At 74.1% G+C, this 15,904-nt stretch carries 14 protein-coding genes; 9 read left to right on the forward strand and 5 right to left on the reverse strand.

The annotated features are described in order from the left end of the window. Nucleotides 1-206 precede the first annotated feature (206 nt). From ABZ873_RS26645 to hutH, 5 genes are all read left to right on the forward strand, one after another. Complete coding sequence (locus ABZ873_RS26645) at nt 207-1,070, forward strand: biotin--[acetyl-CoA-carboxylase] ligase (protein WP_360876665.1); 864 nt, start codon at nt 207-209, stop codon at nt 1,068-1,070. Nucleotides 1,071-1,313: 243 nt separating this feature from the next. Next, the gene (locus ABZ873_RS26650; protein WP_360876668.1) at nt 1,314-2,462 is read left to right on the forward strand and encodes an adenylate/guanylate cyclase domain-containing protein; all 1,149 of its coding nucleotides are present in this window, start codon (nt 1,314-1,316) and stop codon (nt 2,460-2,462) included. Nucleotides 2,463-2,555: 93 nt separating this feature from the next. Further along, entirely contained in the window at nt 2,556-3,377 is an 822-nt protein-coding gene (locus ABZ873_RS26655; protein WP_360876671.1) for an enoyl-CoA hydratase-related protein, read from the forward strand. Between the two features lie 138 nt (nt 3,378-3,515). After that, nucleotides 3,516-4,631, forward strand: a complete 1,116-nt coding sequence (locus tag ABZ873_RS26660; RefSeq protein WP_360876674.1) for a GGDEF domain-containing protein — start codon at nt 3,516-3,518, stop codon at nt 4,629-4,631. 108 nt (nt 4,632-4,739) lie between these two features. Beyond that, nucleotides 4,740-6,281, forward strand: a complete 1,542-nt coding sequence (gene hutH / locus ABZ873_RS26665; RefSeq protein WP_360876704.1) for a histidine ammonia-lyase — start codon at nt 4,740-4,742, stop codon at nt 6,279-6,281. A gap of 86 nt (nt 6,282-6,367) precedes the next feature. Here the strand turns inward: hutH and ABZ873_RS26670 are convergent, their stop codons facing one another. Next, nucleotides 6,368-6,709 (reverse strand): hypothetical protein, encoded by a 342-nt coding sequence (locus ABZ873_RS26670; protein ID WP_360876677.1) that lies wholly within the window; start codon nt 6,707-6,709, stop codon nt 6,368-6,370. A gap of 107 nt (nt 6,710-6,816) precedes the next feature. Between ABZ873_RS26670 and ABZ873_RS26675 the strand changes: the two genes are divergently transcribed. The 3 genes from ABZ873_RS26675 (at nt 6,817) to ABZ873_RS26685 (ending at nt 9,675) form a co-directional block, all read left to right on the forward strand. Then, on the forward strand, nt 6,817-7,161 hold the full coding sequence (locus tag ABZ873_RS26675; RefSeq protein WP_360876680.1) for a hypothetical protein: 345 nt from the start codon (nt 6,817-6,819) through the stop codon (nt 7,159-7,161). A 133-nt stretch (nt 7,162-7,294) separates the two neighbouring features. Continuing rightward, entirely contained in the window at nt 7,295-8,566 is a 1,272-nt protein-coding gene (locus ABZ873_RS26680) for an Ig-like domain-containing protein (RefSeq protein ID WP_360876683.1), read from the forward strand. 146 nt (nt 8,567-8,712) lie between these two features. After that, nucleotides 8,713-9,675, forward strand: a complete 963-nt coding sequence (locus ABZ873_RS26685) for a GNAT family N-acetyltransferase (RefSeq protein ID WP_360876686.1) — start codon at nt 8,713-8,715, stop codon at nt 9,673-9,675. A 28-nt stretch (nt 9,676-9,703) separates the two neighbouring features. On the opposite strand, the gene msrA is transcribed toward ABZ873_RS26685, so the two are convergent. From msrA to ABZ873_RS26705, 4 genes are all read right to left on the reverse strand, one after another. Then, on the reverse strand, nt 9,704-10,372 hold the full coding sequence (msrA, locus tag ABZ873_RS26690) for a peptide-methionine (S)-S-oxide reductase MsrA (protein ID WP_360876689.1): 669 nt from the start codon (nt 10,370-10,372) through the stop codon (nt 9,704-9,706). A gap of 91 nt (nt 10,373-10,463) precedes the next feature. Next, nucleotides 10,464-11,615, reverse strand: coding sequence for a hypothetical protein (locus ABZ873_RS26695; protein ID WP_360876692.1), 1,152 nt, complete (start codon nt 11,613-11,615; stop codon nt 10,464-10,466). Further along, complete coding sequence (locus ABZ873_RS26700) at nt 11,615-13,213, reverse strand: M48 family metalloprotease (protein WP_360876695.1); 1,599 nt, start codon at nt 13,211-13,213, stop codon at nt 11,615-11,617. The genes ABZ873_RS26695 and ABZ873_RS26700 overlap by 1 nt, the downstream gene beginning before the upstream one ends. A 167-nt stretch (nt 13,214-13,380) precedes the next feature. Beyond that, complete coding sequence (locus ABZ873_RS26705; protein WP_360876698.1) at nt 13,381-14,487, reverse strand: hypothetical protein; 1,107 nt, start codon at nt 14,485-14,487, stop codon at nt 13,381-13,383. A 76-nt stretch (nt 14,488-14,563) separates the two neighbouring features. Here ABZ873_RS26705 and ABZ873_RS26710 point away from each other — a divergent pair, with 76 nt between their 5' ends. Beyond that, on the forward strand, nt 14,564-15,721 hold the full coding sequence (locus ABZ873_RS26710) for a cystathionine gamma-synthase (protein WP_360876701.1): 1,158 nt from the start codon (nt 14,564-14,566) through the stop codon (nt 15,719-15,721). Nucleotides 15,722-15,904: the final 183 nt, after the last annotated feature.

Genomic DNA, 15,904 nt, shown 5'->3' on the forward strand with positions numbered 1-15,904 from the left:
CGGCAGTGCGGCGTTTGACACACCTGCATTGGGTTGCCTGCCCCCGTCACCGCGGGTACCCGCTCCTTTCAGTATGTGCCGCGGACCGGGGCCCGGCGCGGGCGCGCGGCGGCCGGTTCGCGGGGGCCGGGCCGCTAGGGTCGGTCGGGACCCGATCCGGGCCGGCCCGGGTCGGAAGCACATACGGCGACAGAAGGAATCCGGTCATGCCATCAGATGCCTCAGCAGGTGCCTCCGCCGGTCGCTGGTCGAGCCTGGACCGGCCTCCCCTCAACGAAGCGGCGCTGCGGCGGGCCCTCGTCACCGGTGACGGGCTGTGGACCTCCCTGGAGGTGGTCGACTCCACCGGGTCCACCAACACCGATCTCGCCGCGCGGGCGCCGGGGCTGCCCGAGGGGGCCGTGCTCGTCGCCGAGGAGCAGAACGCCGGGCGCGGGCGGCTCGACCGCAGCTGGGTGGCGCCCGCCCGCTCCGGGCTGTTCTTCTCCGTGCTGTTCAAGCCGGGCGAGGCCGTCCCGCAGGAGAACTGGGGCTGGCTGACCCTGCTGGCCGGGGTGGCCACCGCGACCGGGCTGTCCCGGGCGGCGGGCGTGGACACCGCCCTCAAGTGGCCCAACGACCTCCTGGTCACCGTGGACGGCCAGGAGCGCAAGGCGGGCGGCATGCTCGCCGAGCGCGTCGCGGACGGCGTGATCGTCGGCATCGGCCTCAACGTCTCCCTGACCGAGGACGAGCTGCCGGTCCCCACCGCGGGCTCGCTGGCCCTGGCCAAGGCCGCCGTCACCGACCGCGACCCCCTGCTGCGGGCCGTCCTGCGCTCCCTGGAGGAGTGGTACGGGAACTGGCGCGCGGCCGGCGGCGACCCCGCGGCCAGCGGCCTCCAGGAGACCTACGCGGCGGGCTGCGCCACCCTCGGCCGGCATGTCCGCGCGGAGCTGCCCGGCGGCCGCACCCTCACCGGAACGGCCGAAGCGGTCGACAGCGAAGGCCGCCTGGTGATCCGTACGGCCGAGGGCGCCCACGAGGCGGTCGGCGCGGGCGACGTGGTCCACCTGCGCTCGGTGCACTGAGACGGCCGCGGGGCCTGCGGGGCCGGGCCCCGGGCGGAATGCGGCGAAGATCGCGTTTCGTACGGATACGGTCCCGCGGGCGGTCGCGGACCGCGCCGGCGGGCCCGGCCGGCGGGTCGCTTCCGGGGACGGGGAGGGGAGTGAGCTACGGCACACCTGCCGTATGGTTTAGGCGATCCCGGTGCTCGTGGTGATCAACCGGTTCGGCAGGGCAGTGCGCACGGAATGGACAGGAGGCGGCCCTTGACCGTCGACGACTCTGCCTCCGGCGCGTCCGCCCCGGGGCCCAGCGGTCCGGGCACCCCGATCGGGCGCGACCAGCACACCCCGCACCACGAGGTCGACCACACCGCCCAGCCCACCGCGGACCCGCTCGCCATCCGGCTGGAGCAGCTGATCCTCGGCGCGGAGCGCCGCTACACGCCCTTCCAGGCGGCCCGCAGCGCGGGTGTGTCCATGGAGCTGGCCTCGCGCTTCTGGCGGGCCATGGGCTTCGCCGACATCGGGCAGGCCCGTGCGCTCACCGAGGCCGACGTCCTGGCCCTGCGCCGGCTCGCCGGTCTGGTGGAGGCCGGGCTGCTGTCGGAGCCGATGGCGGTGCAGGTGGCGCGCTCCACGGGGCAGACCACGGCACGCCTCGCGGAGTGGCAGATCGACTCCTTCCTGGAGGGTCTGACGGAGCCGCCGGAGCCGGGCATGACCCGTACGGAGGTCACGTACCCGCTGGTGGAGCTGCTGCTGCCGGAGCTGGAGGAGTTCCTCGTCTACGTGTGGCGGCGCCAGCTGGCGGCCGCGACCGGGCGGGTCGTGCAGGTCGCGGACGACGAGGAGATGGTCGACCGGCGGCTCGCGGTGGGCTTCGCCGACCTGGTGGGCTTCACCCGCCTCACCCGCCGGCTGGAGGAGGAGGAGCTGGGCGAGCTCGTCGAGTCCTTCGAGACCACGGCGGCCGACCTGGTGGCCGCGCACGGCGGCCGGCTGATCAAGACCCTGGGTGACGAGGTGCTGTACGCCGCCGACGACGCGGCGACGGCGGCGGAGATCGCGCTGCGGCTCATCGAGACGATGGAGGCCGACGCCCAGATGCCCGAGCTGCGGGTGGGCATCGCCTTCGGCACGGTGACGACCCGGATGGGCGATGTCTTCGGGACCACGGTGAACCTGGCCAGCCGGCTGACCTCGATAGCGCCGAAGGACGCGGTGCTGGTGGACGGGGCGATGGCCAAGGAGCTGTCCCGGACCGGGGCCGCGCCGGTCTCGGAGAAGGAGGCGGAGGCGGAGCCCGACGAGGGCGCGGCCTACCGCTTCGCCCTCCAGCCGATGTGGCAGCGGCCGGTGCGCGGGCTCGGCGTGGTCGAGCCCTGGTCCCTGACCCGGCGCAAGCGGCGCTGACGGGCCGGTGGCGCGGGCGGGCGCTGTTCCGGCGGGCCGTCGCGCCCTAGGATCCCCCGGGTAACGTTCGTTAACCGGGAGGGTGAGGGTCCTATGGCGTCCGAGTTCGAGTCCGATTCCGTGTCCGCGTTCGAGTCGGAGTTCGTGACGGTACGCCGCCACGAGGGCGGGGTCGCGGAGCTGGTGCTGGACCGCCCCAAGGCGATGAACGCGGTGTCCACCGAGATGGCCCGGTCCATCGGCGCGGCCTGCGCGGCCCTGGCCGCGGACCGGTCGGCGCGGGTGGTGGTGCTCTCCTCCACCGCCGAGCGGGCCTTCTGCGTCGGCGCGGACCTCAAGGAGCGCAACGCGCTCTCGGACGCCGAGCTGGTGCGGCAGCGGCCGACCACGCGCGGGGCCTACGGCGGGGTGCTGGAGCTGCCGATGCCGACGGTCGCGGCGGTGCACGGCTTCGCGCTGGGCGGCGGCTTCGAGCTGGCCCTGGCCTGCGATGTGATCGTCGCCGACGAGACCGCGGTGGTGGGCCTGCCGGAGGTGTCCGTGGGCGTGATCCCGGGCGGCGGGGGCACGCAGTTGCTGCCGCGCCGGGTGGGCGCGGCCCGCGCGGCCGAGCTGATCTTCACGGCCCGCCGGGTGGAGGCGGCCGAGGCGCTGTCCCTGGGGCTGGTGGACTCGGTGGTCCCGGCCGGCCGGGACACGGCCGAGGCGCTGGCCCTCGCGACCCGGATGGCGGCGAACTCCCCGGTGGGGCTGCGGGCCGCCAAGCGGGCGCTGCGGCTGGGGCACGGGATGGACCTGGCGGCCGGGCTGGAGATCGAGGACGCGGCCTGGCGCACGGTGGCCTTCTCGGGCGACCGGGCGGAGGGCGTGGCGGCGTTCAACGAGAAGCGCAAGCCGGAGTGGCCGGGGGAGTAGCGGCTGCCCGGGCACGGCCCCGCTGCCTCGGGGCGGTCCCGCCGCCTCGGCGCGGTCCCGCTACCTCGGGTGCTTCCGCCGGTACCGAAAGTCGCGCCGATTATCCCTAAATCAGACAAAAGTCCCTAATCTGGGGTGATGGGAGTCGACGGGCGTTTGCGAGCCGTGGTGGGCCTGGCACAGGCGATGGCCGCGGCGGCCACGCCGCGCGACAGTGTGCGGGCCGCCGCGCGGGGCGCGCGCCTGGCGATGGACGGCTCCTTCGCCGCGATCTCCGCCTGGGAGCGCGAGCGGGGCTGCCTGCGGGTGCTGGTCAACGAGGGCGGGCGGCGGCCGGGCGAGGAGGAGTTCCCCGAGGACGAGTCCTACCCGGTGCACGACTTCCCCGAGATCACCGAGTTCCTGCACGAGCGCTGGGCGGGCGGCGGCGGCCCGCACGCCTGGGTGGAGAGCGCGGCCGGCGACCGGCCCGGGCGGCGCGGGGAGTCCCTGCGCCGCCGGGGGCGCGGCAGCTGCGTGGTCGCGCCCGTGGTGCTCAGCGGGCGGGCCTGGGGCGAGCTGTACGTGGCCCGGGACGAGGGGCTGCCCGGCTTCGACGCGGACGACGCGGAGTTCGCCGCCGTGCTCGCCGCCGTGGTGGCGGCGGGGCTCGCGCAGACCGAGCGGCTGGAGGAGGCCCGGCGGCTGGCCTTCACCGATCCGCTGACGGGCCTGGCGAACCGCCGGGCCGTGGACATGCGGCTCGACGAGGCGCTGGAGGAGCACCGGCGCACCGGTGTCGTGGTCAGCCTGGTGGTCTGCGACCTGAACGGCCTCAAGCGGGTCAACGACACCCTCGGGCACGCCATGGGCGACCGGCTCCTGGAGCGCTTCGGCTCGGTGCTGAGCCTGTGCGGGGCCATGCTCCCCGGCGCGCTGGTGGCCCGGCTCGGCGGCGACGAGTTCTGCCTGGTCGGCGTCGGCCCCTCCGCGGACGAGGTGGTCCGGGTCGGCGAGGAGCTGTGCACCCGGGCCGCCGAGCTGGAGCTGGGTGAGGGGGTGGCCTGCGGGGTGGCCTCCACCGGGGACCCGATCGGCCCGGTGAAGTCCTCCCGGCGGCTGTTCCGGCTCGCGGACGCCGCCCAGTACCGGGCCAAGGCCGCCCGTTCGGCCCAGCCGGTGGTGGCGGGCCGGGACACCGCCGTGGTCCGGCTGGCCGACGCCGCGGCCCAGGAGGCTCCCGGTGAGCGCAGGCGGTTCCGCGGGCGCAGGTGAGGGCCCGCGCCCTGGCTTCCGTACGTAAGGGGTGGCGCAGCGGCGCGATCGTGACAGAACCAGCTAGTGACATGAAGCGATTCAATCCGTAGGGTGCTGAATATGGATATGCACACTGTCGTGGTGGGGACGTCCGGGACCACCGCCGAGGACGTCATCGCCGTCGCCCGCGGCAACGCACGGGTCGAGCTGTCCGGCGAAGCGCTCGCGGCGCTCGCCCGCGCCCGCGAGATCGTCGACGCGCTGGCCGCCAAGCCCGAACCCGTGTACGGGGTGTCCACCGGGTTCGGCGCCCTCGCCTCCCGGCACATCAGCCCTGAGCTGCGCGCCCAGCTCCAGCGCAACATCGTCCGCTCGCACGCCGCCGGCATGGGCCCGCGCGTGGAGCGGGAGGTCGTCCGCGCGCTGATGTTCCTCCGCCTCAAGACCGTCGCCTCCGGCCACACCGGCGTGCGCCCCTCCGTCGCGCAGACCATGGCCGACCTGCTCAACGCCGGGATCACCCCCGTCGTCCACGAGTACGGCTCCCTCGGCTGCTCCGGCGACCTCGCCCCGCTGTCCCACTGCGCGCTCGCGCTCATGGGCGAGGGCGACGCCGAGGGCCCCGACGGCGCGGTCCGCGCGGCCGGCGAACTGCTCGCCGAGCACGGCATCGAGCCCGTCGAACTGCGCGAGAAGGAGGGCCTGGCCCTCCTCAACGGCACGGACGGCATGCTCGGCATGCTGGTCATGGCCCTCGCGGACCTCGACCGGCTGTACAAGTCCGCCGACATCACCGCCGCCCTCACCCTGGAGGCGCTGCTCGGCACCGAGAAGGTGCTCCAGCCCGAGCTGCACGCCATCCGCCCGCACCCCGGCCAGAGCGCCTCCGCCGCCAACATGGCCGCCGTGCTCAAGGGCTCCGGGCTGACCGGGCACTTCCAGGAGGAGTCCGCCCCGCGCGTGCAGGACGCCTACTCCGTGCGCTGCGCCCCGCAGGTGGCCGGCGCCGGCCGTGACACCATGGCGCACGCCGCCCTGGTGGCCTCCCGCGAGCTGGCCGCCGCCGTCGACAACCCGGTCGTCCTGCCCGACGGCCGCGTGGAGTCGAACGGCAACTTCCACGGCGCGCCCGTGGCCTACGTACTGGACTTCCTGGCCATCGCCGCCGCCGACCTCGGCTCCATCGCCGAGCGGCGCACCGACCGGCTGCTCGACAAGAACCGCTCGCACGGCCTGCCGCCCTTCCTCGCGGACGACGCCGGCGTGGATTCCGGTCTGATGATCGCCCAGTACACGCAGGCCGCGCTGGTCAGCGAGATGAAGCGGCTCGCCGTCCCGGCCTCCGCCGACTCGATCCCCTCCTCCGCCATGCAGGAGGACCACGTCTCGATGGGCTGGTCGGCCGCGCGCAAGCTGCGTACCGCCGTCGACAACCTGACGCGGATCATCGCCATCGAGCTCTACGCGGCCACCCGCGCCATCGAGCTGCGCCACGGGCTCACCGCGGCCCCCGCCAGCCTCGCCGCGATCGCCGCGGCCCGCGCGGCGGGCGTGGAGGGTCCCGGGCCGGATCGTTTCCTCGCGCCCGACCTGGCCGCCGCGGACGCCTTCGTCCGCAGCGGTGGCCTCGTCGCCGCCGTGGAGCCGGTGACGGGCCCGCTCGCCTGACGGCGCGCGACGGCTCACGGCGAAGGGCCGCCCCGGGATCTCCTCCCGGGGCGGCCCTTCGCCGTGAGCGCGCCGTTCCGCCCGCCCTAGGCGGACGGGGAGCGGCGTACGGAGAAGGCCACCGCGGCGGCTCCGACCCCGAGGAAGAGCGTGCCGCCCAGGATGTACGGCGTGGTGTCCACCGAGCCGGTGTCGGCCAGCGTGAGCGGCTGCGCCGCGGGCTCCGTGCGGGCGCCCGCCTGGAGGGCCACGGTGCCGGGGCCGCCGGGCGCGCCGGAGTCCGCGGCGAAGGCGTTGGCACCGGCGGGTACACCGGATACGTGCTCCTCGGCCCCCGGGGAGGTGGCGCCCGCCGAGGGCACGAACCACAGGGCGGCGAGGAGGGTGGTCGCTCCGAGAGCGGTGAGCAGCGGTCGGCGTGCGGACACGGTGCGATCCCCCTTGTGGCAGCAGCGAATTGGCCGTGTGCGGTGATGCTACGGAAAGGGGCGGGTCGTGGGAAAGTCGAGGCTGCCGCGGGCTTACTCTCCGTCGTATGAACCCTTCTGACACATCACGGTATGTACGGCTTCGGGTGGATCTGGTGCTGGAGGTGCCCGACGCCCAGGCGCTCACCGGAGCCGCACTCGCGCACATCAAGGCCGACGAGTTCATGCCGGACGAGGAGCGCAGCCACGCCGAGGCCGCCGTCCGCGAGGACGAGTCCGAGGCCCTGGCCTATCTGGTGGACCCCACCGACCTGGTCGCGGAGATCCCCGGAGTGGAGCTCGCGCAGGCATCCTGGAGCAGCGAGCCCGTCGAATACGACCCCGAGTCGATGGAGTGGGACCTCGACGAGGAAGATGGGGACTTCGACGAAGAAAAACCCGACAACGCCTGACCGTGTGGTTGCCCACATCCGAATGGAATGTGGAACCGGCCCACGCCGTTAACGCGTTGTCAGGACCAGGGAGGGGGCCGGACCCCCTCCCGGGCCAACCCCGGGGACGGCAGCCTCGGGGTTTCCGGCAACGATGGAGTGGCGTGTGAGGACGGACAGCAAGCGGCGGCGACGGTCCATGGCGGCCATATCCGTCGTGCTCGGCGGCGTACTGGTGCTCTCGGCGTGCAACGACGAGAGCGGCGGCGACCCGAAGGGCAACGGGGAGGCCAGCAAGTCCCAGGCGGACGTGGACGCCGCGGCGGCCAAGGACACCTCGAAGGCGAAGATCACCATCGCGCCGAAGGACGGCGCGACGAACGTCGGTCTGAACGACGCGGCGAGCGTCACCGTCAGCGACGGCACGCTCACCCAGGTCGAGCTCAAGACCAGCGAGGGCACGGCCGTGCCCGGCGACGTGGCCGCCGACGGCAAGAGCTGGAAGCCCAAGGGCGCCCTCAAGCGCTCCACCAAGTACGCCCTCTCGGCCACGGCCAAGGACGCGGACGGCAAGGAAGCGCACGAGAACGCCTCCTTCACCACCGTCTCCCCGGAGAACAGCTTCGTGGCCTCCTTCGTGCCGGAGGAGGGCCAGACCGTCGGCGTCGGCATGCCGGTCTCGATCACCTTCAACAAGGCGATCAAGGACAAGAAGGCCGTCCAGGCGGGCATCAGCGTCTCCTCCAGCAGCGGCCAGGAGGTCGTCGGCCACTGGTTCAACCCCCAGCGCCTGGACTTCCGCCCCGAGCAGTACTGGCAGGCGGGCTCCACCGTCACCCTCAAGCTCGCGCTGGAAGGCGTCCAGGGCGCGCCCGGCGTGCAGGGCGTCCAGAGCAAGACCATCACCTTCAAGATCGGCCGCAGCCAGGTCTCCACGGTCGACGCGAAGACGAAGAAGATGACGGTCACCCGGGACGGCGCGGTCCTCAAGACCATCCCGATCTCCGCGGGCGCCCCGGCCAACCCGACGTACAACGGCCAGATGGTGATCTCCGAGAAGTTCAAGGAGACCCGGATGAACGGTGCCACGGTCGGCTTCACCGACGACGACGGCAAGGGCGAGTACGACATCAAGGACGTCCCGCACGCGATGCGGCTGTCGAACTCCGGCACCTTCCTGCACGGCAACTACTGGGGCGCGGACTCGATCTTCGGCTCCGCCAACACCAGCCACGGCTGCGTCGGCCTGAACGACGTCAAGGGCGCCGGTGACCCGAACCAGCCGGCGGCCTGGTTCTACGACAACTCCCTCATCGGGGACGTGGTCACCGTGGTCAACTCCCCGGACAAGACCATCAAGCCCGACAACGGCCTCAACGGCTGGAACATGAACTGGGCGGACTGGAAGGCGGGCTCGGCGGCGTAAGTCCGCGTAGTCCCGCGTCCGCTACGGCGGTCCGCAGACGGCGGAGGACCCTCTCGGGGTCCTCCGCCGTTCGCATGCCCTCCCGGTCCCGCCGCCGGGCGAAAAGGCGCGGGCATCGGCCCCGCGGCCCGTCTAGGGTCGGGAGCATGAAGATCAACACCCTCGCGCTGCCCCTGACCGCGCCCGAGACGGACTCCTGGCTCGCGGTCCTGACCGAGGCCGCCGCCGCCGACCTGCCCGGGATCCCCGGCCCCTCCGAGGTGGAGATCCGCGGGCGGCTGCGCGTCCCGACCGTGCGCGGCGAGGCCAGGCTCTGGGCGGCGCCGGACGGCGAGGGCGTGGCCTCGGCCATCCTCTTCTCCGACGAGACCAACCGGCACGCGGCCTTCGTGGACGTGCTGACGGTACGTCCGCAGGCGCGGCGGCGGGGCGTGGGCACGGCCCTGTGGGAGCGGGTCCGCGAGGAACTGCGCGCCGACGGCCGGACCTCCGTCGCCGCCATGCTCGACCTGGACGGCCCGGGCCAGGCGTTCGCGGAATCCCTCGGGTTCGAGAACGTGCTGCCGATGGCCTGGTACACGCGGGAGCTCCCGGCGGGCGCCGCCCCCGAACCGCCCCCGGCCACCTCCGGCTACGAGTTCCTCATCTGGCGCGGCCCGGTGCCCGCGGCCTGGGCGCAGGCCGCGGCCGACGCCCACACCGCGATGGAGGACGCCCCGAGCGGGGACATGGACCAGCGCATCGAGCCCTGGACCCCGGAGCGCCTGCACATCGTCCAGCAGGTCATCGTGGACCGCGGCGGGGAGATCACCACGGTCGCCGCCGTCACCGCGGCGGGCGAGGTGGCCGCCTACACGGAACTCGTGCTCCCCGACCCGGCCGGCCCGCGCGCCCTCCAGTACGACACCGTGGTCCTGCCCCGCCACCGCGGCCGGGGCCTCGGCCGCGCCGTGAAACTCCACATGGCGGCCGAGGCGGCCCGCCGCTACCCGGCCCTGCGGCAGATAGCGACGACGGTCGCGGACGAGAACACCCCGATGCGCACGGTCAACGCCTCCCTCGGCTACCACCACGAACGCGGCACGGGCTACTTCCAGCTCAAGCTGTGACGGGGCGAGCCCGCCCCCGGCGGGCCTCTCAGTTGCCCGGCGCCGGGGCGATGCCCACCGGGCAGGAGACGCCCGTGCCGCCGATGCCGCAGTAGCCGCCCGGGTTCTTGTCCAGGTACTGCTGGTGGTACGCCTCCGCCGGCCAGAAGGGGCGGTCCGCCGCCGGGAGGACCGAGGTGGTGATCCGGCCGTGGCCCGAGGCGTCCAGGGCCCGCTGGTAGGCCGCGCGGGACTCCTCGGCCGCGGCCTGCTGGGCGGGGGAGTGGGTGTAGACCGCGGAGCGGTACTGGGTGCCGACGTCGTTGCCCTGGCGGAAGCCCTGCGTGGGGTCGTGGGACTCCCAGAACAGCTTCAGCAGGGACGCGTACGGGACCTGGGCCGGGTCGAAGACCACCCGGACCACCTCGGTGTGCCCGGTTCCGCCCGAGCAGACCTCGTCGTACGTTGGGTTCTCGGTGTGGCCGCCCTGGTAGCCCGCGAGCGTGGTCCACACCCCCGGGGTCTGCCAGAACGTGCGCTCGGCGCCCCAGAAGCAGCCCAGGCCGAAGTCGGCCACCTCCAGGTGGGCGGGATACGGGCCGGACAGCGGGTTGCCCAGCACCGTGTGCTTCTCCGGTACACGGAACAACGGCTCCGCGCGGCCCGTCAGGGCCTCCTCGCGGGTGGGCAGCTCGGGCGTACGGCGGTACGAGAACATGGTTCGCCTCCTTCGTACCCCCTCAACGGCCGGGGCCGGGCCGGGATTCCCGGCCCGGCCCCCTCCCCTCCGCTTCCTGTCGGCCCGGAGGTCACAGGCCCGGCGTGACCAGGGCCACCGCGAAGTCACGGGCGTACAGGTACCGCTGCTTCGGCTTGCCCGCGTAGGACCAGGGCATGGCCCCGATGTACCCGTCGATGTACCGGAACTGCTCCACCGCCTCGGCGTCCCGGTCCTGCCAGAACAGCAGGAAGGCCAGCATGTGCCGCAGCATCGGCGCCTGCGGGTGGTCGTGGCCGGCCGCCGCCAGGTCCAGCAGCGCCGCGTCCACGGCCGCCAGGATCTCCGGCTCCTTGAAGTACGTGTCGACCGCGAGGTCGTCCTCGTACGTCTGCTGCTCGAAGTACGCGACCAGCGGCAGCAGCGACAGCAGCTCCCCGGGCCGGCCCGCGGCCGCCGAGGTCCGGGCGAAGCCGAGGGCCAGCTCGTGCGAGCCGCGCCACTTGCGGCACCAGTACTGGAGCGCCGAGTAGTGCGCCCACAGCACCCGCGGGGCCCGCCGGGTGATCTCCTCCCACAGGCCCCGGTACTGCTCGTGGGAGTAGCCCAGGCCGAAGGCGATCGGCTGCTCCACCATGTACGGGGTCGGGTCCGCGGGAGAGGCCAGCCGCTGCGCCTCGTGGGCGTCGGCCTGGGCCTTGACCAGCAGCTCGTGGAAGAGCCGGAACTGCTCCTGCGTGGTGTGCCGGGCCCCCTTCGCGCCGCGCACGTCCCAGGCGACCTGCACCCCGGCGTCGGCGTGGACCAGCGCGGCCGTCGGATCCTCCGGCCGGGCCGTCCGCCAGGCCAGCAGCCAGAAGTCGTCCTCGGCGGCGGCCTCGGCCAGCGGGCGGACCCGCTCCATCCGCTCCTGCCAGTCCTGCCCGGCGGCCTCGACGTAGGCGGCCGCGGCCTGCCAGTCGCCCGCCCGGACGGCCTCCAGCACGGCCGCGCGCTCCGGCGGCACGGGCGCCATATGGTCCGTGTCGAGATCGGCCTCGGCGACGAAGCCCAGGGCGACGACGGCCGCCGCCCTCGCGGCCTCGTCCTCGGCCTCGCCCGCCGCCTCGATGGCGGCCGTACGGCCCTCCAGTACGGCGATCTCGGCTTCGAGGGCCCGCGCCTTGCGGATGTAGTAGACGCCGCGCAGGAACCAGACGGCAGCCGCGAGGAGGAGGACGCCGAGCACGGCGAGGACGATCATCACGAGGCGAGTACCAGCTTCCGGAGCGGTTCGGTGTCGGGCAGGTCGGCGACCGCCGCGTCGAGGGCCGGGCCGAGGCGTTCCTCGAAGCCGTCGGCCGGGTAGCACAGGGCGGCCGGGTCCGACCAGGACAGCAGCCAGCGGGCCGTGCCGCGGCCCGTCAGTTCCACGGTGACCAGCTGCTCCAGGGCCCGCCGGACCACCGGGCGGGCGAACTCGCGGGCCGCGCGGCCCGTGGCGGCCGCCGCCTGCTCCGACTTCGGGAAGCGGTCCGCGAACCGCCAGCGCAGCGCCGGGTCGGCCTCGAACGCGTCCAGTACGGCTTCCAGCCCGGGGCCCGCGCCTTCGGCGGCGAACGCCTCCCGGATCTCCGCCGCGCCCTCGGCCGCGTACCGGGTCATCGACACATGGACCAGCTCCTCCCAGTCCACCCGCCGCAGCGCCAGCGCCTCCGGCGTCAGGACGGCCTCCTCCAAGGCGGCCGGTACGGCGTCCGCGTCGGCCAGCAGGGCCAGGGCGGGGCGGGCCGGCTGCCCGGCGCGGCCGTCGTCGGGCAGGGCCTCGATCCGGGCGACACGCTCGGCGAGCGGGGGGTGGGAGTCGTACGGCGAGGCGGGCTCGGACGGCAGCGCGTGGCGCAGCCCCTCCAGCTCGTCCGCGCGCGCGTCCAGCAGCCGGCGCAGGCCGCCGAAGACCTCGCCGGGGCGGGGCAGCAGCCCGGCGGGGACGCCGAGGGTGGCGTACGAGTCCATGTAGAACGTGTGCGCGTCGTGGAGGGCGTTCACCTCGCGCAGCGCGGAGGCGGCGGCGTCCCGTCCGGCGACGCGGACGGCGGCGAGGTCCGCCGCCAGCTCCTGGCGGCGGGCGGTGGAGCGGGTGGCGCGCAGCGAGAAGTTCCCGTAGGCCATGTAGATCCTGGCCATGGCGCGGTACATCGCGCCCTCGCCGGTGGTGTCCACGCCCTTGGCCCGCTTGCCCTTGGCGATCCGCTTCCCGTCCCGCTTCTCCTGCCGGGCGCGCTCCTTGGCGACCTTCTGGTCGGCGCGCTCCTGGAAGTGGGCGACCGTACGGAGCACCTGCGCGCGGCCGCGGGCGACCAGCGGCAGGAGGCGGGTGTCCAGGTGGGCGTAGTGGCCCATCTCGTGCGCGAGGAGGGCGCGCAGCTGCATCTCGTCGAGCCCCGTCAGCACCGGCAGGCCGAGGTACAGGCTGCGCCTGCCCGGCAGCAGGCCGAGCAGGCGGGCGTCCTCGGAGGCGAACGCGTTCACGTCGGCGGTCAGGACGATCTCGTCGGGCGCGCGGGTGCCGACCCCGGCGGCGGTCTCCCGGACGGCCTGCCACAGCCGCGGCTCCTGCGCCTCGGTGACGCCGATCCCGGCCGGGGGATCGCCCCACGGGGTGCGCAGCATGAACAGGCCGCGCACGACCGGGACCGCGAGGAGGACGGAGACGAGCAGGAGCTTGACGAGGGCCGGGCCGTGCAGCACGCCGACGAGGGCGTAGTCGATGCCGCCGATCACGGCCAGCAGGATCACGCCGAGCAGATAGAAGCCTGCGAGCAGGACGAGCGCGCGGACGGCGCGCACGGTTGCGCCCATATGGACAGATCCCCCCACGGGATGAAGCGGTGCCGGTGCGAGTGCCGGCGCTGGAGCCGAGGTGCCCGGTGGTGGCCGAGGGCCACCACCACCGCCGCATCATGCGGCCTGCGATCACTCACGGCAACCTTATTCGCGCAGGTGGGAGCGGGATCCGCCGGGGCCCGTCAGTGGGGGAGGGTGGCCGGGGAGCCGCCGTTCGCCTCGTAGCCGGCCACCGCCAGGGCGCGGTAGACCGCGTACTGCGCCGCCGGGTCCTCCGCGGCCGACCACGGGAGGGCGCCCACGTAGCCGTCCACGTGCCGGACCTGGTCCATCGCCTCCGCCCAGCGCTCCATGTTCACCAGGAACAGCAGCAGCAGATGCCGTACGTGCGCCAGCACCGGGTCGTCCGGCCGCGCCGAGTTCGCCGCGTACAGCGCGCCGCCCACGGCCCGCGTGACCGCCTCGCTGCGGTGGAAGCCGCTGCTCAGGACCAGGTCGGGCAGGTTCTCGTACAGGGCGAACAGCGGCAGCGCCGCCAGCAGCGAGCCCTGCGGGGCGCGGGCCGCCGCCGCGTGCGCGAAGGCGTCCGCCTTCTCCCGCGAGCCGTGCCACTTCGCGCACCAGTAGTGCAGGGCCGCCAGGTGCGCGCCCATGTGGTCCGGCGCGCGGTCGATGACCTCGGCCCACAGCACGTCGAACTCGGCCTCCGGGTACGCCAGACCCCGCGCGACCGCCAGCTCCGTGATGTACGGGACCGGGTCCCCCGGCGACAGCAGCGCGGCCTTGCGGCACGCCTCCCGCGCCTCCTCCAGGATGATCCGGTGGTCCTCGGAGCCGACGCCGCCCGAATGCCGCCACGCCTGCTGCACCAGCAGCTCCGCGTGCACCTGCGCGCCGCCCGCGTCCTTCTCCGCCTCCAGCCGCCACGCCTTCAGCCACCGCGCGCCCACGCCCGGCTGCGCCACGAGCTCCAGGGCAGCGGCGCCGCCGAACGCCTGCACGCGCTGCCAGCGCAGCTCACCCTCGCGCGGGGTCCCGGCGAGCAGCTGGGAGGCCGCCTGCCACTGCCCGGTGCGCTGCACGTGGTCCAGGGCGTCCAGCAGGTCCTGGTCGGGGCCGGGGAGGCGGATGTCCAGCTCCTCCTGCCGGTCGAACCCGTAGTTCGCGGGGTCGGCCGCGTCGGGGCTGCCGGGCGCGGCGAGGCGGATGCCGCCGCGCCTGCGCCGTACGTACGGACCGACGACGAACACGATCATGAGCATCGCGAACAGGATCCACAGAATCTCCATGCCTCCAGCGAACCAGACCGGGGGCCGGAGAGGCCAACAGGGGGGTGCACACCGGCCCTGGGCATAGCATCGGACCATGAGCGACGACAGCCACGAGCACCAGAGCTTCGAGACCCGCGCGATCCACGCGGGCAACACCGCCGACCCGCTGACCGGCGCGGTCGTGCCGCCGATCTACCAGGTCTCCACCTACAAGCAGGACGGCGTGGGCGGTCTGCGCGGCGGTTACGAGTACAGCCGCAGCGCCAACCCGACCCGCACCGCGCTGGAGGAGAACCTGGCGGCCCTGGAGGGCGGCCGGCGCGGCCTCGCCTTCGCCTCCGGTCTGGCCGCCGAGGACTGCCTGCTGCGCACGCTGCTCTCGCCGGGCGACCACGTGGTCATCCCGAACGACGCCTACGGCGGCACCTTCCGCCTCTTCGCGAAGGTCGTCTCCCGCTGGGGCGTGGAGTGGTCGGTGGCCGACACCTCGGACCCGGCGTCCGTACGGGCCGCGCTCACCCCGAAGACGAAGGTCATCTGGGTCGAGACCCCCTCCAACCCGCTGCTCGGCATCACCGACATCGCGGTCGTCGCCGACATCGCGCGCTCGGCGGGCGCCCGGCTCGTCGTGGACAACACCTTCGCCTCGCCGTACCTCCAGCAGCCGCTGGCGTTGGGCGCGGACGTGGTCGTGCACTCGCTGACCAAGTACATGGGCGGGCACTCCGACGTGGTCGGCGGCGCGCTGGTCGCCGCGGACGCGGCGCTGGGCGAGGAGCTGGCGTACCACCAGAACGCGATGGGCGCGGTGGCCGGGCCGTTCGACTCGTGGGTCGTGCTGCGGGGCATCAAGACGCTGGCCGTCCGGATGGACCGGCACGCGGAGAACGCGGCGAAGGTCGTCGAGGCGCTGCAGCGGCACCCGAAGGTCACGAAGGTCCTCTACCCGGGGCTGCCGGAGCACCCGGGGCACGAGGTGGCGGCGAAGCAGATGCGGAACTTCGGCGGCATGGTGTCCTTCCAGGTCGCCGGGGGCGAGGAGGAGGCGGTGGCCGTCTGCGCCCGTACGAAGATCTTCACGCTGGCGGAGTCGCTGGGCGGCGTCGAGTCGCTGATCGAGCACCCGGGGCGGATGACGCACGCGTCGGTGGCGGGCTCGGCGCTGGAGGTTCCGGCGGACCTGATCCGCGTGTCGGTGGGCATCGAGAACGCGGACGACTTGGTAGCGGACCTGACCCAGGCCCTGGGCTAGCCCTTCCCCGGGGGCGGGGCTCCGCCCCCGGGGCCCGCCACGTCTGGGCTGCGGCCAGCCGCATTCAGCCTCGCCGGCGTTTGAGGCGCTGGGTCTGGGGCGGCGCCCCAGGATCCCGGCTCCGCCGGGCAGGGGGGGGGGCGCCGGGCCGCCCGCCGCCGGGGGCTGACACGGCGGCAGAGC

Origin of the sequence: Streptomyces sp. NPDC047014 (assembly GCF_040644195.1) — a bacterium.
Taxonomy (GTDB): Bacteria; Actinomycetota; Actinomycetes; order Streptomycetales; family Streptomycetaceae; genus Streptomyces.